General features: G+C 72.9%; 14 protein-coding genes. 4 read left to right on the forward strand and 10 right to left on the reverse strand.

The genetic code is table 11. The features are described from left to right. Nucleotides 1–16 precede the first annotated feature (16 nt). Nucleotides 17–724 carry a 3'-5' exonuclease gene (locus IG02_RS0125110; protein ID WP_030752420.1) on the reverse strand — a complete coding sequence of 236 codons (708 nt, stop codon included), beginning with the start codon at nt 722–724 and terminating at the stop codon, nt 17–19. 155 nt (nt 725–879) lie between these two features. Further along, nucleotides 880–2,112: an SAV2148 family HEPN domain-containing protein gene (locus IG02_RS0125115; RefSeq protein WP_037804142.1), complete on the reverse strand. Its 1,233-nt coding sequence runs from the start codon at nt 2,110–2,112 to the stop codon at nt 880–882. A gap of 412 nt (nt 2,113–2,524) precedes the next feature. Here IG02_RS0125115 and glgX point away from each other — a divergent pair, with 412 nt between their 5' ends. Beyond that, nucleotides 2,525–4,645 (forward strand): glycogen debranching protein GlgX, encoded by a 2,121-nt coding sequence (gene glgX, locus IG02_RS0125120; protein WP_030752426.1) that lies wholly within the window; start codon nt 2,525–2,527, stop codon nt 4,643–4,645. Nucleotides 4,646–4,744: 99 nt separating this feature from the next. After that, on the forward strand, nt 4,745–7,165 hold the full coding sequence (treY, locus tag IG02_RS0125125) for a malto-oligosyltrehalose synthase (protein ID WP_030752429.1): 2,421 nt from the start codon (nt 4,745–4,747) through the stop codon (nt 7,163–7,165). 108 nt (nt 7,166–7,273) lie between these two features. On the opposite strand, the gene IG02_RS0125130 is transcribed toward treY, so the two are convergent. Then, complete coding sequence (locus IG02_RS0125130; protein WP_030752432.1) at nt 7,274–7,855, reverse strand: DUF1707 and FHA domain-containing protein; 582 nt, start codon at nt 7,853–7,855, stop codon at nt 7,274–7,276. 178 nt (nt 7,856–8,033) lie between these two features. On the opposite strand from IG02_RS0125130, the gene IG02_RS0125135 reads away from it, so the two are divergent. Continuing rightward, nucleotides 8,034–9,110: a lytic polysaccharide monooxygenase gene (locus tag IG02_RS0125135; protein ID WP_030752435.1), complete on the forward strand. Its 1,077-nt coding sequence runs from the start codon at nt 8,034–8,036 to the stop codon at nt 9,108–9,110. Between the two features lie 261 nt (nt 9,111–9,371). After that, nucleotides 9,372–11,174 carry a malto-oligosyltrehalose trehalohydrolase gene (gene treZ / locus IG02_RS0125140; protein WP_051765700.1) on the forward strand — a complete coding sequence of 601 codons (1,803 nt, stop codon included), beginning with the start codon at nt 9,372–9,374 and terminating at the stop codon, nt 11,172–11,174. Nucleotides 11,175–11,288: 114 nt separating this feature from the next. Here treZ and IG02_RS0125145 read toward each other — a convergent pair whose 3' ends face one another. The 7 genes from IG02_RS0125145 to IG02_RS0125175 all read right to left on the reverse strand — a co-directional run bounded on the left by IG02_RS0125145 (nt 11,289) and on the right by IG02_RS0125175 (nt 19,644). Beyond that, complete coding sequence (locus IG02_RS0125145; protein WP_030752441.1) at nt 11,289–12,464, reverse strand: aminopeptidase P family protein; 1,176 nt, start codon at nt 12,462–12,464, stop codon at nt 11,289–11,291. A 122-nt stretch (nt 12,465–12,586) separates the two neighbouring features. After that, nucleotides 12,587–13,546, reverse strand: a complete 960-nt coding sequence (locus IG02_RS0125150) for a hypothetical protein (protein WP_030752444.1) — start codon at nt 13,544–13,546, stop codon at nt 12,587–12,589. Nucleotides 13,547–13,827: 281 nt separating this feature from the next. Then, the gene (locus tag IG02_RS0125155) at nt 13,828–14,493 is read right to left on the reverse strand and encodes an N-acetylmuramoyl-L-alanine amidase (protein ID WP_030752447.1); all 666 of its coding nucleotides are present in this window, start codon (nt 14,491–14,493) and stop codon (nt 13,828–13,830) included. A gap of 327 nt (nt 14,494–14,820) precedes the next feature. Continuing rightward, entirely contained in the window at nt 14,821–15,639 is an 819-nt protein-coding gene (locus tag IG02_RS0125160; RefSeq protein ID WP_037804144.1) for an aminoglycoside nucleotidyltransferase ANT9, read from the reverse strand. A 161-nt stretch (nt 15,640–15,800) separates the two neighbouring features. Then, on the reverse strand, nt 15,801–16,523 hold the full coding sequence (locus IG02_RS0125165; RefSeq protein WP_030752453.1) for an AroM family protein: 723 nt from the start codon (nt 16,521–16,523) through the stop codon (nt 15,801–15,803). 179 nt (nt 16,524–16,702) lie between these two features. Continuing rightward, entirely contained in the window at nt 16,703–18,316 is a 1,614-nt protein-coding gene (locus IG02_RS0125170; RefSeq protein WP_420707791.1) for an OPT family oligopeptide transporter, read from the reverse strand. Nucleotides 18,317–18,687: 371 nt separating this feature from the next. Further along, on the reverse strand, nt 18,688–19,644 hold the full coding sequence (locus tag IG02_RS0125175) for a DUF1177 domain-containing protein (protein ID WP_030752458.1): 957 nt from the start codon (nt 19,642–19,644) through the stop codon (nt 18,688–18,690). Between the last annotated feature and the right edge of the window lie 181 nt (nt 19,645–19,825).

A 19,825-nucleotide genomic window follows, 5' to 3' on the forward strand; every position in this document is an offset into this window, starting at 1 on the left:
CCGCGCGGTCCTCGCCTCACGACGCGTTCGCCGGCGCCACCGCCCTGAGCGGCCACACCGCGTCGACCACCGCGTCCGCGTTCCCCTTGCGGCGCAGGAAGCTCTGGAAGTCCGCCGCCCAGTCCGCGTACCACCGGATCTGACGCTCATGCAGCTCCGGCGGCGCCAGCGCGGCCACCGAGGCATGGCGCCCGGCTATCGCCACGGCCACCCGGACCGCCGCCAGGGCGTCCGCGGCGGCGTCGTGGGCCGCGTCCAGCACCACCCCGTACTCCCCGCAGACCGCCTCCAGCGTGCGCTTGCCCCGTCGGTAGCGGTCGACGGCGCGGTCGATCGTGTACGGGTCGATCACCGGGCCGACCCGGTCGAGCGGCGGCAGGCCGTGCCGCCGCAGCTCGGCGGCGAGCAGCGTCAGGTCGAACGGCGCGTTGTACGCCACGACCGGCACCCCGCGCGCCCAGCACCCGGCCAGGACACCGGCGATCTCGCCGGCCACCTCCCGCGCCGGGCGCCCCTCCGCCGCCGCCCGTTCGCTGCTGATGCCGTGCACCGCGGACGCCTGCTCGGGGATGCGGACCCCGGGATCGGCGAGCCAGCTCCGCCGCCGGATCACCTCGTCGCCCCGGACCTCGATCACCGCAGCCGAGACGATCCGCGCCTCGAGCGGATCCGTGCCGGTCGTCTCCAGGTCGAACCCGGCCAGCGGTTCACCGTGCCACGTCATGATGACCCCTCCCCTCGTGCGCCGGTGCCTCGACGGACCGGCGGTGGTGCTTCCCCCGACCGACACAACCCTGCCACGCGCCACTGACAACGCCGCCTGGCCCGCCGCACGGGCCGCCGCCCGCCGAATCCTCGTCAGGAGCCCCCGCTCCCGCGTCAGGACACCGGCCGGGAGTCCGTCCAGACGGAGTCGAACTCCTCGCGGTACGTCTGGAAGAGTCCGTTCTCCGGCTCCTGCCCCGACCGCACCACACCACGCCCGCCGCCCCGCAGGACCAGCACGGGCGCCTCCATCCCGCGCGCCCGGCGCAGATACGACTGGACGACGGCGAGGCCGTCCGCGCCGTCGCCGTCCACGAGATAGGCGGTGAAGCGCGGGGTCTCGTCGAAGACATGGATCTCGAAGGCACCCGGATCACGCAGTCTGGAGCGCACCCGCCGCATGTGAAGGATGTTCATCTCCACCGTTCGGCTCAGCTCCCCCTTCTTGAGCCCCAGTTCCCGCTCCCGGCGGCGGACCGCGCTGCTCGCCGGGTTGAGGAACAGCAGCCGTATGCGGCAGCCGGACTCCGCGAGCCGGATCAGCCGCCGCCCGGAGAAGTTCTGCACCAGCAGGTTCAGCCCGATGCCGATGGCGTCCACCCGACGCGCCCCGCCGAAGAGGTCCTCCGCCGGGATCTGCCGTTGCAGCCTGACCCGGTCGGGATGGACGGAGACCACGTCCGCGTACCGGTCGCCGACCAGGTCCTCCACCGCGTCCACGCTCAGCCGCGCGCCCGCCGGTACCCCGCTGCCGCCGCCGAGGATCTCCAGCAGCCGCGCGGCGGCCCGCTCCGCCTGGGCCAGGACCGTCTCGGAGAGCGCGCGGTTGCGGGAGACGACGTTGCGCGCGACCTCGAGCTCGTCCAGCGCCAGCTCCACGTCCCGCCGGTCGTCGAAATAGGGTTCGAAGCAGGGCCAGTGCTGGACCATCAGCTCCCGCAGCTGCGGGAGGGTCAGGAAGCTGAGGACGTTGTCGTCCGCCGGGTCGAGCAGATAGCCCTTGCGTCGCGACACCTCCCGGACGGCGACGGCGCGCTGGACCCACTCCTGCCCGGCGGGCCCGGCGGCGGCGACCACCCACTCCTCGCCGTTGACCGGCTCGTAGATCGGCCGCAGCACGGCGGCGACGACCGCGCGCAGCCGCTGCTCCACCAGATTCAGCCAGATGTAGGCCCGTCCGGCCCGCTGCGCGCGCGTACGGACCTCCGCCCAGGCGTCCGCGCCCCAGTCCAGTTCCGCCCCGATCTCCATCGGTCGCGCGAGGGAGACCGTTCCGGGCGGGATGTCGCCGGCCTCCCCCGCATGACCTGCGTCACCAGGGGGCAGCTCCAGCCCTCCCGAGCTCACCCGCGCACCGCCTTCCCACCCCTTCAACGATCAAGGAAGAGTACTCCGCCGACCGGAGGAGGTGCAGCCTCATGCACCGGCTTCCTCCTCAAGTCCCTTGATCAAGAGGCTCGTTCCTGGCGCCCAGTTCCACCGAAGTGAGGCGATTCGCACAAGTTGCGCCCGATACGTTCCGAGCCTCGTACCCGTACAGAACCGCTGATCCCGGCTCCCTGGACCGAGCGACGCGCTGATGCGCGACGTTGACCCCCACGGTTGACCCTATACGCCGGACGGGCCCTCGCCATCCACCCGGGACGGCCGAGAAGCGGCCAAGAACCCCACCGGGTTCCTAGGTGAGCGCCCCACTTTCGGGGAAGATCTGGGCCAAGACCCCCGCAGCACCCGGATCAGAAGTGGAAGAGTCATATCTATGCAGGTCTGGCCGGGACAGACATATCCCCTCGGCGCCACCTACGACGGCGCCGGCACCAACTTCGCGGTCTACTCAGAGGTCGCGCACCGAATCGAGTTGTGCCTGCTGCACGACGACGGTTCAGAAACGGCGGTGGAGCTGCGCGAGACGGACGCCTTCGTACGCCACGCCTACCTGCCGGGCATCATGCCGGGCCAGCGGTACGGCTTCCGGGTGCACGGCCCCTACGAGCCGGAGCGCGGCCACCGCTGCAACTCCGCCAAGCTGCTCCTCGATCCGTACGCCCGTGCGATCAGTGGCTCCATCGAGTGGGGCGAGTCGGTCTACGGCTACCACTTCGGCAAGCCGGATTCCCGCAACGACCTCGACTCGGCCCCCCATACGATGACGTCGGTCGTCGTCAATCCGTACTTCGACTGGGGGGACGACCGGCTGCCGCGGACGGACTACCACCGAACGGTGCTCTACGAGGCACACGTGAAGGGCCTGACGATGCTCCATCCGGCCCTGCCCGACGAGCTGCGCGGCACGTACGCGGGGCTCGCCCACCCGGCGGTGATCGAACACCTGACGGAGCTGGGCGTCACCGCCCTGGAACTGATGCCCGTACACCAGTTCGTCAACGACCACCGGTTGGTGGACGCCGGACTCAGCAACTACTGGGGCTACAACACGATCGGGTTCTTCGCCCCGCACAACGCGTACGCGTCCTGGGGCGACCGGGGCGAGCAGGTCCTGGAGTTCAAACAAGCCGTCCGGGCGCTGCACCGGGCGGGCATCGAGGTCATTCTCGACGTCGTCTACAACCACACGGCCGAGGGCAACCACCTCGGTCCGACGCTCTCCTTCCGGGGCCTGGACAACGTGCAGTACTACCGGCTGGCGGAGAATCCGCGCTATTACATGGACACGACGGGGACCGGCAACTCGCTGCTGATGCGCAGCCCGCACGTCCTCCAGCTGATCATGGACTCGCTGCGGTACTGGGTGACCGAGATGCACGTCGACGGCTTCCGCTTCGACCTGGCCGCGACGCTGGCCCGCCAGTTCCACGAGGTGGACCGGCTGTCGTCGTTCTTCGACCTCGTGCAGCAGGACCCCGTCGTCAGCCAGGTGAAGCTGATCGCGGAGCCCTGGGACGTGGGCGAGGGCGGCTACCAGGTGGGGAACTTCCCGCCGCTGTGGACCGAGTGGAACGGCAAGTACCGCGACACCGTGCGCGATCTGTGGCGCGGCGAGCCCAGGACCCTGGCGGAGTTCGCGTCCCGGCTGACCGGCTCGTCCGATCTGTACCAGGACGACGGGCGGCGTCCGCTCGCCTCCATCAACTTCACCACCTGCCACGACGGCTTCACCCTGCACGACCTCGTCTCGTACAACGACAAGCACAACGACGCCAACAGCGAGGGCAACCGGGACGGCGAGAGCCACAACCGGTCCTGGAACTGCGGGGCGGAGGGCCCGACCGAGGATCCGGGGATCCTGGAGCTGCGCGATCGCCAGATGCGCAACTTCATGGCGACGCTGATGCTCTCCCAGGGCGTGCCGATGATCAGCCACGGGGACGAGTTCGCCCGCTCGCAGAACGGCAACAACAACGCGTACTGCCAGGACAACGAGGTCTCCTGGGTCCGCTGGCCCGAACCGGGCTCGGGGAGCGACCACGGCATGCTGGCCTTCACCCAGGCGATGGTCTGGCTGCGCCGCGACCATCCGGTCTTCCGGCGGCGCCGCTTCTTCCACGGGCGTCCGGTGGAGGGGACGCACGACGACCTGTCGGACATCTCGTGGTTCACCCCGGAGGGCGAGGTGATGAGACAGCAGGACTGGCAGGCCGCGCACGCCAACGCCATGACGGTCTTCCTGAACGGCCAGGCGATCTCGGAGCCGGGGCCGCGCGGGGAGCGGATCTCGGACGACTCCTTCCTGCTGATGTTCAACGCGAGCGCGGAGGAGCTGGAGTTCGTGGTCCCGGCGGACATCGGCCACGAATGGCAGGTCGTGGTGGACACGGCCCGGCCGGAGGGGGTCCCCCCGGGGCAGGGCGAGAAGGCGGACGGGGGCGAGCGACTGAAGATGACCGGCCGCAGCATGACGGTACTGATGCGCCCGGCGTAGCCCCGGGCAGGGCCGGCCGCCACCAGACACGGTCCGGCCGCCCTGCCGGCCGCGGGGGCCGGTGACACACTCGGCGCCCGGCTGGGTACGTACGATCGTATGACGCCCACCGCGACCTACAGGCTCCAGCTCCAGCCGGACTTCCCGTTCTCGGCCGCCGGAAAAGCGGTGCCGTATCTCGCCGCCCTCGGGATCTCGCACCTGCACCTGTCGCCGGTCCTGGAGGCGGTACCCGGATCGACGCACGGCTACGACGTCACGGACCACTCCCGGGTGCGGGCCGAGCTGGGCGGCGAGGAGGGACTGCGCCGGCTGGCCGCGACCGCCCGGGAGCACGGGCTCGGGCTCGTCCTCGACATCGTGCCCAACCACATGGCGGCCGCCCCCCGGTACAACAACGCCTTGTGGGAGGTGCTGCGCGAGGGCCCGGGCTCGCCGTACGCCCACTGGTTCGACATCGACTGGGCGGGCGGCGACGGCAAGCTGCTGCTGCCGGTCCTGCCCTCGCCCATCGGGGACGAACTGGGCGCGTTGCGCGTCAGGAACGGCCTGCTCCACCACGGCGAGCAGTCCTACCCGCTCGCCCCCGGCACCGAGGACCTGCCGTTGCCCGCGCTGCTCGACGCGCAGCACTACCGGCTGGCCTGGTGGCGGCTGGCCCGTACGGAACTCAACTACCGCCGCTTCTTCACCATCTCCGACCTGATCGCGGTCCGGGTGGAGGAGCCGGACGTCTTCGCCGCCACCCATGCCAAGATCCTCGAACTGGTGGGGGACGGTGTCGTCCAGGGCCTGCGCGTCGACCATCCGGACGGGCTCGCCGACCCGGAGGCGTACCTGCGGCGGCTGCACGAGGCGACGAGCTCGGCGGCGGACCGGGCGGTGAAGGGCGCGGCGGCGGACGCGAGCGTGGCGCGCCCGCCGGCGGACGGGGGCTGCTGGATCGTCGTGGAGAAGATCCTGGCCGACGACGAACCCCTGCCCGCCGGCTGGCCCGTCGCCGGTACGACCGGTTACGACGCGCTGCGCCACATCGACGGGGTGTTCACCGACCCGGCGGGCGCGTCGGAGCTGGAGCGGCGCTACCGGGAGACGGCCGGGCCGCCCGGCGACCGGGGCGGCTACTGGGAGGGCACGGTCCGCAGGGCCGCGTACAAGGTCGTCATCCACGAACTCGCCGCCGAGACCGACTTCCTGGTCCGTACGGCACGGCGGATCTGCGCCGCCGACCCGGCGCTGCGCGACCACGCGCCCTGGGCGCTGCGCACGGCGATCCAGGAGCTGCTGGTCCGGGTGCCCGTCTACCGTCCGTACACGACGGCGGGCGGGCCCTGCCCGAAGGCGGCGGAGGCGGCGGTCCCGGAGGACGCCGTCCGGCAGGCGAAGGCCGCGTTCACGGTGGCGCGGGAGGCACGGGCCGTGGACGTGGTGCGGGACCTGGCGCTCGGCAGGCTCGGCGACGGCCCCGCGCACGCCGCCTTCTGCGCGCGCTTCGCCCAGACCGCCTCGGCCCTGCGCGCCAAGTCCGTGGAGGACACGGCGTTCTACCGCTACACGCCGCTGATCAGCGCGAACGAGGTCGGCGGGGACCCGGGGCTGCCGGCGGTGAGCCCGGAGCGGTTCCACGCGTTCTGTGCCCGGCTGGCGCGCGACTGGCCCGCCACGGGCACGGTACTGACCACGCACGACACCAAGCGCAGCGCGGACGTCCGGGCCGCGATCGCCGTGCTGTCGCAGTGCCCGGACCGCTGGGACCGGTTCCTGGAGCGGGTGGCGAGGACGGTGGCGCCGGATCCGCACCTGGCGTGGCAGGCCTGGCAGACGGCCGTCGGGTTCACGCCGAGCGGGGAGGCCGCCACGCCGGACGGCGCCCGTATGGTGCCCGCGCTGCTGAAGGCCGTACGGGAGGCGGGGCTGCACACGAGCTGGACGGAGCCGGATCCGCTGTACGAGCGGGCGGTGACCGACTTCGTGGCGGCGGGGCCGGCGGGCGCGGGACGGCGGACGGTCGCGGAGCTCAGCCGCGCGCTCGGTCCGTACGCCCGCGCGAGCGCGCTGGGGGCCGCGTTGGTGCACCTGACGATGCCGGGCGTGCCGGACCTCTACCAGGGCACGGAGCGGGAGTACTTCGCGCTGGTGGACCCGGACAACCGGCAGCCGTTCCGGCTCGGGCCGCCCGACGAGAAGACGGTGGTGACGACGGCGGCGCTGGCGCTGCGCGCGCGGCGGCCCCGGGCCTTCGGCGAGTCGGGCACGTACTCCCCGCTGCACGCGACGGGGCCGGCGGCGGAACACTGCCTGGCGTTCTGCCGGAGGGGCGAGGTGATCACGGCGGTGACGCGGCTGCCGCTGCGGCTCGCGGAGGCGGGCGGCTGGGGAGCGACGGAGCTGGTGCTGCCGCCGGGCCGGTGGGAGGACGCGCTGGCGTCACCGGGGCGGACGTACGAGGGGGGCGGACCGGTGGCGGTGGCGAAGCTGTTCACGGACCGGCCGGTGGCACTGCTGAGCCGCGCGGAGTGACGGGGAGCCGCCGGCGCGGCGGACGGTCGTGGTGTCCGCGCACGCGGGCACGACAACGGTGCCGTCACCCGCGGCGGAATGCCAAAGGTCCGGGAACCCGGGCGGAGTTCAGGCGCCCAGGTGCCGGCGCGCCGCCTCCGAAGGGTGGGTGGCGAGCCGGAAGCTCATCTGGCCGAAGCTCACCGTGTCCCCGTCCCGCACCACCGCCGTCGTGATCACCCGTCGGCCGTTGACCGTCGTACCGTTCGTCGAACCCAGGTCGCGCAGGACCCACTGACCGCCCTGCAGGGCCAGTTCGGCGTGCAGCCGCGAGACCGTGTCATGGCTGAGCCGCAGACCGTTCACCGAGTCACGGCCGATCCGCAGCGGATACGCGCCTATCTCGGGCAGCAGCAGCTTCGGCAGCCGCTCGGCCTGCCACACCCTGCGCATCCGCTGCGAGAACGACGACATCCGCCGCACCGTGCCGAACACCCGGCGGGACCACGGGTTTTCCGTCTCCAGGTCGGCGGTGAGCAGCTTCAGCTCGTCGGCCCTGCGCGCCGCCAGCACCAGGTCCATCCGGCGCAGGAAGGTGTCGTGCGACAGCTTGCCCTGCGCCGCGCCTTCCCTGAGCACCGCCAGGGCTCGGTCGCGTTCGGCGTCCGAAAGCCGCGCGGGACAGGCCGGGGACTCGAAGGAGGAGGTCACACAACTGATTGTCCGTCGCACGGGCCCGGGGTGTCCAGACGACCAGGGCAAGCCTCCCGGAACCTTCCCTCAACAAATCCTTCCGCAGGCGTTTACAGCATCCGGCCGCAGCGCTACGTTCCGCAATGGGAGCGCTCCCATTCCGCCAGCTGTCATACCCGCTCGAAGGGATCGCGCGATGACACGCCCCCCACGGACCCCGCTGCGGTGGTTACGCCCGCACAGAGTCGCACTCCTCTCCCTCCTCGCCCTCTTCCCCGCCCTGCTGCTCGTCGTCACCGGCAGCGAACCGTCCTCCGCGCACGGCACCCCCATGCAGCCCGCCAGCCGTACGTTCATGTGCTGGCGCGACGGCCTCACCAGCACCGGTGAGATCAAGCCGATCAACCCCGCCTGCAAGGCCGCCGTCGCCGAGAGCGGTACCACCCCGCTCTACAACTGGTTCTCCGTGCTGCGCTCCGACGGGGCGGGCCGCACCAAGGGGTTCATCCCCGACGGTCAGCTGTGCAGCGGCGGGAACCCGACCTTCTCCGGGTTCAACAAGAACCGGAACGACTGGCCCCTCACCCACCTCACGTCCGGCGCGTCCCTCGACTTCTCGTACAACGCCTGGGCCGCACACCCCGGTTGGTTCTACGTGTACGTCACGAAGGACGGCTTCAACCCCACCGCCACCTTCAAGTGGGACGACCTGGAGTCGCAGCCGTTCCTGACCGTCGACCACCCGTCCGTCACCGGTCCGGTGGGCTCCGTGGAAGGCGCCTACAAGTGGACCGGCAAGCTGCCCGGCAACAAGAGCGGCCGCCACATCATCTACATGGTGTGGCAGCGTTCGGACAGCAACGAGACGTTCTACAGCTGCTCCGACGTGGTCTTCGACGGTGGCAAGGGCGAGGTGACGGGTGTCGGTGAGCCCGGTACGACGCCGACCGACCCGCCCACCGACCCCACGGGCACCTGCACCGCCACCCGCACGACCGTCGGTTCCTGGACGGGCGGCTACCAGACCCAGATCACGGTGAAGAACACCAGCACCCACCCGATCCTCGGCTGGATGGTCGAGTTCGCCCTGCCGAACGGGCAGAAGGTCGACAGCCTCTGGAACGGCAACGCCACCTACGGCGGCCAGCAGGTGATGGTCCACAACGCCGACTCGAACGGCTCGCTGGCGCCCGGCGCCTCGGCCACCTTCGGCTACGTGGCGTCGGGCGGCCCGCCGGACACCGCCTCGACGCCGGTCTGCACCGTCACCTGACCGTTCCGACGCCCGACCGTCAAGGGATCCATCCGTACACGGATCCGTCCGCGCCGTACGGAGTCGCCTCCGCCGGGAGGTCCCGTACGTCCCGGCCCCCGCACCGCCCGGCCCTCCGCTCCCGCCCCCACCGGGAACGGCGGGCCGGGTCCGTACCGCCCCGGCACCCGTTCCACCCCATTCGCCGTGATCACCGGGCCCCCGGCCGTCTCTCTTGTCACCATGAGGGGAACAGTGCCGACGACAAGGGGGGAACCGCTCGTGCAGTTCGAGGTCTGGGCACCGAAGGCACGCGACGTCGTACTCCATCTCGACCCGGCCTCGGCCCCGGGCCCCGGCGCGGCCACCACCCACCCCATGCGCGCCGATCCCGGCCGGGCGGGCTGGTGGACCGTCGACGCGTCCGCCGGGCACGGGACCCGGTACGGTTTCGCGCTCGACGGCGGGCCCGTGCTGCCCGACCCGCGCTCACGGCGCCAGCCCGACGGGCCGGACGGGCCCAGCGCCGTCGTCGACCAGTCCGCGTACGCCTGGCGCGTGCCGTGGGAGGGACGGGACCTGCCCGGTGCGGTCCTGTACGAGCTGCACGTCGGCACGTTCACCCACGAGGGCACCCTCGACGCGGCGGCCGCCCGGCTGGAGCCGCTGGCCGAGCTGGGCGTCACCCATGTCGAGTTGATGCCGCTGTGCCCCTTCCCCGGAATACACGGGTGGGGGTACGAGGGGGTCTCGCTCTGGGCGGTCCACGAACCCTACGGCGGCCCGGAAGCACTCAAGAGGTTCGTCGACACGGCGCACGAACTGGGCCTCGGCGTCGTCCTGGACGTGGTGCACAACCACCTCGGTCCGGCCGGCAACCATCTCCCCCGCTTCGGGCCGTACTTCACCGACACGCACCACACGCCCTGGGGCGCCGCCGTGAACCTCGACGCCCCCGGCTCCGACGAGGTGCGCGCCTACCTGCTGGACAGCGCGCTCGCCTGGCTGCGGGACTACCGGCTGGACGGGCTGCGGCTCGACGCCGTGCACGCCCTCGCCGACAACCGCGCGCTGACCTTCCTCGAAGAGCTCTCCACCGCCGTGGACGCGCTCTCCGCCGGCCTGGACCGCCCGCTCTTCCTGATCGCGGAATCGGACAGTTGCGACCCACGCACCACGACCCCGCGCGGGCAGGGCGGCCTCGGGCTGCACGCACAGTGGAACGACGACTTCCACCACGCGCTGCACACCGCCCTGACCGGTGAATCCCAGGGCTACTACGCCGACTTCGCCCGCGAGCCGTTCGCCGCCCTCGCCAAGACCCTGACCCGGGTCTTCTTCCACGACGGTACGTACTCGGCCTTCCGGGGCCGGACGCACGGCCGGCCCGTCGACCGTGCGAGCGCCCCCGCACACCGCTTCCTCGGCTATGCGCAGACCCACGACCAGATCGGCAACCGCGCGCTCGGCGACCGGCTCTCCGCCTCCCTCTCCCCCGGCCTGCTCGCCTGTGCCGCCGCGCTCGTCCTGACTGGTCCCTACACCCCCATGCTGTTCATGGGGGAGGAGTGGGGTGCCACCACGCCCTGGCAGTTCTTCACCGACCACCCCGATCCGGTGCTGGCCGAGGCCGTACGGAGCGGCAGGCGACGGGAGTTCGCCGCGCACGGATGGGCGGCGGAGGACATCCCCGACCCGCAGGACCCCGCGACCCGGGCCCGCTCGTGCCTGGACCGGTCCGAGATCGCGCGCCCGCCGCACGCGCGACTGCTGGCGTGGTACGGCGAGCTGATCGCCCTGCGCCGCGCGGAACCGGATCTGACCGACCCCGACCTGGCGGCGACGAAGGTGGTGTACGACGAGGCGGCGCGCTGGCTGGCGTACCGCAGGGGCGATCTCGTGGTCGCGGTGAACCTCTCCGGCGAGTCCGTGGGGATCCCGCTGGAGGCCGGTGGCCGGGAGCGGGTGCTGGCCGCCTGGGAGCCCATCGGCCCGCCCGGCGCCGACGGGACGCTGCGGCTGCCGCCGGAGTCCTGCGCGGTCCTGGGGCCGGCGCCAGAGACCGCCGGTCCCCCGTCGCTCTGAGCCCGGCCGGGACGCGGTCGGCCGGACCGGGATCGGGTCCGTGTACGGCTCGGCCGCGCCGCACGCCACGGCCCCGGCGGACGTGACACCGCCGGGGTGCGGTCCGGCCTCGGCTCAGTCCACGATCGCCAGCTCGCGGGAGGTGTTGTTGAGGCGCCTGCCGCCGTCCTCGGTGACCGTCACGATGTCCTCGATCCGTACGCCGAAGCGCCCCGGCAGGTAGATCCCGGGCTCGACGGAGAAGCACATGCCCGGCACCAACGGCCGTGCCTCGCCCTCGATCATGTACGGCGGCTCATGGGTGGTGACGCCGATGCCGTGGCCGGTGCGGTGGATGAAGTACGCGCCGTATCCGGCGTCCTCGATGACCCCGCGCGCCGCGCGGTCGACGTCCTGGCAGGCGGCTCCGGGACGTACCGCCTCGAAACCGGCCTGCTGCGCCGCCCGCACGACCTCGTGGACGCGTCGCTCCTCGGCGGTGGGTTCGCCGACGTGGACCGTGCGGGTGGTGTCCGAGCCGTAGCCGTCCTTGAGGCCGCCGAAGTCCAGGACCACCATGTCGCCCCGCTCGATGACGCGTTCCCCGGCCTCGTGGTGCGGGTTCGCCCCGTTGGGGCCGGAGCCGACGACGGTGAAGTCCACCTGCGAGTGGCCGAACCGCAGGAGCAGGGCGGCGAGATCGGCCGCGACGTCGCTCTCCCGACGGCCGGCGAAGGGCACGCCGAGGATTTCTCCGTACACGGCGTCGGCCGCCGCGCCCGCCGCCTCCAGCCTGGCCAGTTCCCGGGCGTCCTTGACGGCGCGCAGCATCGGCAGCGCCTCGGTCAGCGCCACGTACGACGTGTCCGGCAGCGCCCGTTGCAGCGCGAGCAGGTGCATCGCCCACGCGTTGTCACTGACTCCGAAGCGCGCGGTGGAGCGTTCGCCGGACGGCCCGGCCGCGGGCCCGGTGGCTCGCTCGCCGGTCCGGAGCAGCGGGGCCGTCGCGGCGTACGGATCCTCGGCGTCGGTCCAGTCGCGCAGGGTGAGCGCGCCGGCGCCGACGGCCCGGGCCGCGTCCGGTGCCTCCAGGGCGGGCACCACCAGCACCGGCTCCCGGCCGGGGGTGACGACCAGCAGGGTGAGCCGCTCGGTGTCCGCGGTCGGGCGGTAGCCGGTGAGGTGGGCGAGGTCGGGCCCGGGGGCGATCAGCAGACCCGCCAGTCCGGCCCCGGCGGCCTGCTGGGCGGCGCGGTCCAGCCGGGCGCGGTAGTCGTCCACGGTGAAGGGCGCGTCGTCGGCCGACGGCACGTCGGCGTATGCCGGTGCGGCGGCGGGTGTCGGTGCGGCGGGCCCGGGGGCGCCGGGCGTGGACGGTGTGGGCACGGTGGTCTCCTTCTCGGCTTCTCGGCCTCGTGACGGGTCGTCCGCGGTCAGGAGCCGGAGCGGCCTTCCTCGACCAGCCGCTCCAGCAGCTCCTGGAACTCCTCGCCGACCACGATCCGCAGTCCGTCCCCGTCCTCGTCCTCGTCACTGAGCTGCGTGAGCGTCCCGCCGCGCCACCAGTACACGTACGGGCTGATGGCGCCCGGGGTGTCCTCGTAGCCGGAGGCGGCGAAGGACGCCATCGCGTTCAGCGAGGGGATCATGGTCGTGTCACGGATGACGTGGAAGGCGAGCTGGTGCCGGAAGGGCATCGCGACGAGCGCCCCTTCGGGCGGGATCCGCTGCCCGGTGACCTGGCGTACGACGGTGTCCAGCGCCAGGACCCGGCTCGCCGTGTAGAACGAGTCGCCGAGGACGACCTCGAACCGTGTCCCACCGGAGTCCTTGACGGTCTCGCGCCCTTCCACCGGCAGGTCGCGCAGATTGCCCAGCGCCCGGTCGCGCAGCTGCTGGATGTCGCCGAGCGGCTCCAGGGCCTCGTCGGTGAGCATCATGACGCTCTCCGGCAGGTCGAGGGCGAGCACCTCGTACAGCCCGGGGGCCACGCTGCGCGCGTAGCCGAAGGTCTGCGGGTCGAGGCCGTCCTCGCTGATCACACGCGGGTAGAGCTGGGCACGGATCTGCTCGGGCGGCAGCGTGTCCAGCGCGGACGGCCCGTCCATGGTGCGCAGCACCATGCCGGCGTGCCGGCGCGCCAGGTCGCCCCAGACGCGCGGACCCCGGTCGTCGTTGTGACAGACGGCGGCGAGATTGCCGAGACCGAACTGCCGGCCGGCGCTGTCGGTCACCATGTCCGCGTAGACCGTGACCTCCAGGCCGTGTTCGGCGAACGCCTCCCGCACCTGGCGGCGGAACAGGGCCGCCTCGTGGACCGAGAAGAAGGAGAACGCGGGGTCCCGAGGCGTGTCGCGCCCGTCACGCTTCGGCCCTCTCCGGAACAACCTCACTCCGTCGCCTCCACCCGTCTACGTCTCTCGTCCGTCCGCGCGGCGCACGCGGCGCACGTCCGGCGCGCCCGCCCCGCTGTCCCCCGGCTGCCTGGCGGCTCCCATCCGTGGAGTCTTCGATGTTAGTCGCCGGGTGTGACATCGGACCTGGCGCGGTACGCGGTACGAGCGCGGGGCGCGGTGCGGGGCGGTGGCGGCGTGGGGCGGTGCGGGGACGCGGACGCGGAGCCGGAGCCCCGCGTCCGCCGGGTACACAGCCCCGCGCACGGCCACGCCCACGGTCACGCGTACGGTCTCACCGGTCCCGCCGTCGCCGTGTTCACCAGGGCGATGTAACGGTCCCAGTCCCACAGCGGACCGGGGTCGGTGTGCGTGGCCTTCGGCACCTCGCTGTGCGCGATGATGTGCTTCCGGTCCTTGGGGATGCCGTATCTGTCGCACACGGCGGCCGTGAGCCGCGCGGACGAGGCGTACATCGCGTCCGTGAAGTACTCGGGCCGGTCGACCCACCCCTCGTGCTCGATCCCGATGCTCCGGGTGTTGTAGTCCCAGTTGCCCGCGTGCCAGGCGACGTCCCTCTCACGGACGAACTGGCCGACGTAACCGTCGGCCGAGGCGACCATGTAGTGCGACGAGACCTTCTTGGCGGGGTTCTGGAAGATCTTCATCGCGTCCTGGAACGTCTCCTGGGTGACATGGACGACGACGAATTCGACCGGGTACTGCGTGGGCCGGGTGGCCACCGTGTAGTTGGAGGTGCTGGCCGGGATCCAGTGGGTGGGCGGGTAGGCGACGGCGGCGCGGCGGGCGGTGCCGACGGCACGGCGGTCCGAGGCGTGGGCGGGCACGGTGGTGGCCGTGGCGGCGAGTCCGAGGGCGGCGGCACCGAGGTACGCGCCCGAGCGGAGGAGGGCGCGGCGGGACGGGGTGGGGCGCTGGAGTTCCATGGGGGTCTCCCGAAATCCGTGGCCGTGGCGAGGATGACGCGCGTAGCGCGCTCCTATGCTGACGGCCCGACAGGGGCATGCCAAGAATCACTCGGCAAAGAAAGAAAGCGCCTCCCGGTCTGGACCTCTGGCAGGTCAAGCCGGCCCGGCGCGCGGCATGTTGACCGGTACGGGCGCTGTGCCGGGCTTCCTGCCCTCCGGTTCGTCACGCCTCGCATGCTGGTGCACCATGCCGGGGCGGCGTGGGCGTGCCGCGTTTTCGGAGGATCACACCACCCTGACGAATGAGGACGGTTCGCCAACGCGCCCGGCCGGGGAACACATGGCTCACCGCGGTCGCGGTCGCCGCCGTTCGATCTCCGTGACGACGTACGCGGCGTGCGCGCGCACCCGCGGCAGGAGGCCGTCCCAGCGCTCCGTCTCCGCACCGAGGTAGACGGCCCGCGCATGGGCCAGCACCGCCCGGTGTTCGGCGGGCAGCCGGGTGAGCGCCCAGTCCGCGGCGGCGTCCTTGGGCCGGATCTCGCCGGTCGTGAGGGTCAGCCAGATCCGGGCGAGCGTCAGGAGGACGTTCCGTGTGTCGGAGGCGAGTTCGGCGAGCAGCTCCGGGACACCGTCGGCCACCGCGCGGCGCAGGTCGTCGTGCGGTACGGGGTCCAGCACCTCGGCCGGCGGCGGGCCGGCCAGCGGCGCGTCGCCCCGCAGCGCGGCCGTGATCAGCACGGCGAGGTCGGGGTCGGGCCCCGGTGCGGGCGTCTCGCCGCGCTCGTACGCCTCACGCAGCCACTCCCCGTACTGGAACTCGCACAGCGGCGGGTACCGCCAGGGCCGTACGTCGGAGGCGACGACGACGGTGAGTTCGACGGGCCGCGCGCCGCCCGCCCCGCCGCCGCCCGCCCCGCCGACGGTGTCGGCGCCGCCGCCGGAGAGCGTCAGCAGGCCGTCGACCAGGGCCCGGCGCAGTGCGGCCGTCGTACGGCTCCGTACGACGGCGAGCACATCGATGTCGCTGTGCGGGCGCAGGCCGCCCCGCACGGCGGAGCCGTGCGCGTAGACCCCCACGACGTCCGTGCCGAGGACGTCATGGACCAGGCGGACGACCTGCTCGGTCTGGTCCGCCCGGCGGGTCCGGCCGGTCCGGCTCACAGATGCCTCGCCTCCCCTTGTCTCCTCCGACGAACCGGAATCGTAGGCGGGGCGCCCGGGCCGGGACCAACACGTTTCGGGGGCGGCTCTCAGGGGTGACGGGTGTACGAGGCCATCAGCTGTGGTGCGACCCGTTGCGGCTCAAAGGAGCTGACGGCACGTCAGCCGAAGGCCGCCACCACCTCGGCCGCCATCCGCACCGCCAGGGCGCGCGCCAGCAGGACGGGCCGGTCCGCCGCCCGGGCGGCCGTGCGCCGCATCTCCTCCGTGTAGCCGATGCAGTCGAGCACCAGCCAGGAGCTGCCCGCGCCGGTCAGCGCGCGGGCCGCCTCGGCCACCTCCGCCAAGGCGCGCTCCCGGGGCGCGTACGGGTCGGCGCCGGCGGCGCGGACCGTGCCGGGCAGGACGTCCGACCAGCGGCCGGCCACGTCCTCGGCCTGGTCGGGATGGGGGCAGACGACACCCACCGGATCGTCGCCGACGACGGCCGCGACGGCCCGCTGCACCAGCGGTTCGGCGAACAGCAGCGGCCGGGTGGCCTCGACGGCGGGGAAGTGGCCGGTGCACAGGAGCAGGGTCGCGGCGGCGCCGTCACGCTCGGCGCGGGCGACGGCCCGGGCCATCCGGGGGACGACCGCCGCGTGCCCGAGCACCACGGAACCGCCGTCGCGCAGCCGGGAGACGAGCGGGGCCTCCCCCGGTTCCGGCGCCAGCCGCCGGCGGGTCACGCTTCCGGCCTCGCCGTCGAACCGCTCGTCGTCCAGCGCGCCGTGCTCGACCAGCCGTACGCCCGGCAGCAGCGGCTCGGCGTCGGGCCGCAGGTCGGAACGGGGCGCCTGGCCGATGGTGACCAGACCGAGAGCGGGGGTTTCAGGGGCGTGCACAGCGTTCTCCTTCGAATCGTCGCGCGTACGCCGCGCGTGCGCGGCGTCATGGAGATGGACGGACAGGGAGACCGGGCCCGGCCGGAGGCGGGCCGGGCGGGCCGGAGCCGGACCGGAGGGGCGGGGCGGGGTCCTGGTCGTCTCGCCCCGCCACCCGGCTCCGTACCCGGCCCCTCGGGTCACAGCGCCTTCGTCAGCTGTCCCACGTCGTTCAGCGAGCTGCCCGCGACCAGTCCCGCGCCGACGAGCGACAGGTCGTTCTCGGACTGCTCGTCGGACTTCTTGCGGGCCACCGGGTCAGTCAGCCCGCGCCGGCGCCACACCGTGTAGCCCTGGCGGATCACCAGCGCGCCGAGCACCATCCAGCCTGCGTGCGGAGTGGCGACGAGCAGGCCGGTGGCCAGCAGCACGCCCATCTGGCGGGAGGAGCCGCCCAGGAACTGGATCAGCGCTCCCGGGATCGCCCACAGCAGCATCGTCTGCATGGTGCCGGGGTCCAGGCCCGTCTTGATCGTCGTGACGTACACCTCGGAGACCGGCGGCACGCGTCCGTCGGAGAAGAACGACTTCCAGGCCAGGGCGACCACGACCAGCGCCACGCCGAAGCCGACCAGCTGCGCCAGGTACTGCTGGCGCCGCCCGTCCAGTTCGAAGACGTGCCACGGCGTGGCGTCGCGGCGCAGCAGCCAGCCCGCCTTGAAGTCGTAGCCGAGGTCGGCGAAGGCGGGGCCGGTGGAGGCGGTGTAGCCGACCAGCAGGGCGAGCGGCACCGTCGGGATGTGCAGCACCAGGCCGACGATCAGCACGATCAGGGTGACGGCGAAGGCCGGGAACCACCCGGAGTGCATCGCCGCCAGCCCCACGATCAGCTGGTGCACGATCGCGGCGACGGCGGCCAGCAGCACCCAGCCGATCAGAGCGGGCACGGACAGCCCGCCGGCCACGCCGCCCGCTACGGCGACCACGACCGCGCCGCCCAGGAACAGCGCCATGCCCTCCAGCAGGCCGCGGCGCAGTCGCTCGGAGCCGACGGTACGACCGGGCTCGTCGGCCCGGACCTCGCCGGGCGTGTCCCCGGGGACGGCGCCGTATCCGCGGTCTCCGCCGTCTCCGGCACCCTTGCCGCCGCCCTTGCGGTTCCGCATCAGCAGCAGCGCCTGCACCAGCGCCACGAGCCCCGCGCCGATCATCAGGCCGTGCGGCACATGGGCGGCGGAGAGGTCGGTGTGCAGTACGTCGGGCGCGTACTCGGCGACTGTCAAGCCGATGCCGAACATCAGCAGCGCCCAGATGTTCCCCAGGAACCCGACGCCCGCCGCACTGGTGGGGAGCTTGAACAGCGCCCCGACCAGGCCGACGAGCGCGCCGACGCCGAGCACCGCCGCCTTCTTCCCGCCGGTGTCGCCCGCCTTGATGGTCTCGGCCGCCGCGACGCCCGCGGGCCACGAGTTGCTGGCGGGCAGCAGGCTGGAGTCGAACACCCGGAACAGCACCCAGCTGTCCACGGCCAGCCCGATGGCGGCACCGGCCAGCATGGGCCAGACCAGGTCCGTACGCCCCAGGGCGAACGGCACCGCGATGGGCGTCAGCAGCGAGTTGGCCGCCGCGAAGGTGGAACCCGAGATCGCGGACTGCACCAGGTTCTGCCGGTGCTGGGAGCGCATCCGCGTCAGCATGCCGATCGGGATCCGGCCGATCAGCATCGCGATCAGCGCGCCGATCACCGCCGTGTTGGGGGACACGCCGAGCGTGGTGATCAGCACGATGCCGATCAGCGCGCCGAGTACCGACATCACGAGCGTGATGATCAGCGTGATGGGTTCGAGGGCCCGGGGATGCCTGGCCGGTGTCGCCTCCGGCGCGGAGGACGAGGCCGGTGTGCTCGACGGGCTGGTCGAGGCTCTCGGGTTCAAGGGGACTCCAGTGGGCCAGGGGGACGGCGCGGTGCGGCGGCCACGGGGTGACGGACGTGGCCGGGGGTCGGCCACGGGCTTACGGTGCGGTCACGACGCGATCGCGGAGCAGGACGGTGCGATCAGGGCGGGGCCACGGGCGGTCAGGGGCGGTCAAGAGGCGGTCAAGAGGCGGCGGTCAGGGTGGTGGCGGGCCGGTCCGGCGGGTCACCGGGCCCCGGCGGGTCACCGGGCCCGGCGGTCCGGCACGTTCAGGCTTCGAGGGCCTGGAGTCGGGTCATCGGCCCGTACAGCTCCACCAGGCGGTCGAACTCCTCCCGGTCCAGGAACCGGGCACCCCCGCGCCCGAACTCCTTCGCCGTCTCGATCGCGAACCGTGCCGCCGCCGCGATGTCGGTCTCGTGGCTGGCACCGGTGGCGCAGCCGGCCACCGGCGTGGCGGCCGTGATCGCGAGGCCGACGACCGGGGCGGTGGTGGCGACGGCCGGCTGCAGGATGGAGTTGATGTGGTGCACGCCGTTGCCGTACGGCGTGATGTCCTGCGTCGTGACGGGCAGGACACGCGCGGGCTCGCCCGTCACCGTCTCCAGCACGGACAGCAGGTCCTCGCTGACCCGCAGGATCCAGCCCTGGCAGATGGTCGGCGACAGGGCGATCCCCCGATGGCTGAGCAGCCGGTTGCCCTTGGTGGTGTCGATGGAGACCACCGCGTCCATCTCGGCGGAGACCTCCTCGCGGTTGCACACCAGCGTGTCCACGGGGGAATCCATGAAGGGTACGGGATCGTGCGGCTGCGTCGGCGCCCAGCCGCACACGTGGGTGGAGAGCGTCACATCGCCGTCCAGCACATCGCCGCGGGCGTGCATGTCGAGCAGCTTCGCGGCGGCGGAGAGCGCGGCCACCGCGCCGTCGGCGTCCGAGACCAGTCCGATGCGCTCGGGGCGGGCGCCCACCCCGCCGAGCCGGCCGAGGATGCCGAGGGTCGGCGCGTCACCGCCGTTGGCGCGTCCCCGCCTGCCGGGCACGGTCACGGAGACGAAGTCCGTGCTGCCCTTGTCGCCGGTGACCGTACGGACCTCGACGCGCGGCGCCGTCGCCGGGTCGGCACCCGCCGCGGCCTGTACGGAGCGCAGGTGCTCGGCCAGCAGCTCGCCGCTCGTCTGGGGACGGTCGAGGAGTTCGATGACATCGAGGACGTACTTGAGCAAGAGAGTGCCTCTCACGGTGGGGTCGGGCCGGTGCGGCGGCCCGACCGGACGGGCAGTGGGTACGGCCGCGCGGAGATCGTCCCGGGGGCGTCTTCGCCTCGCCGGGGGGTTCCGCGCGACGGTCGGCCGGCGTCACCACGACCGCGCCCGGCGGTGGACCGGTCCCGGTCCCGTACGGGGG

This window comes from Streptomyces sp. NRRL F-5135 (genome assembly GCF_000719775.1).
Classification (GTDB): Bacteria; Actinomycetota; Actinomycetes; order Streptomycetales; family Streptomycetaceae; genus Streptomyces; species Streptomyces hebeiensis.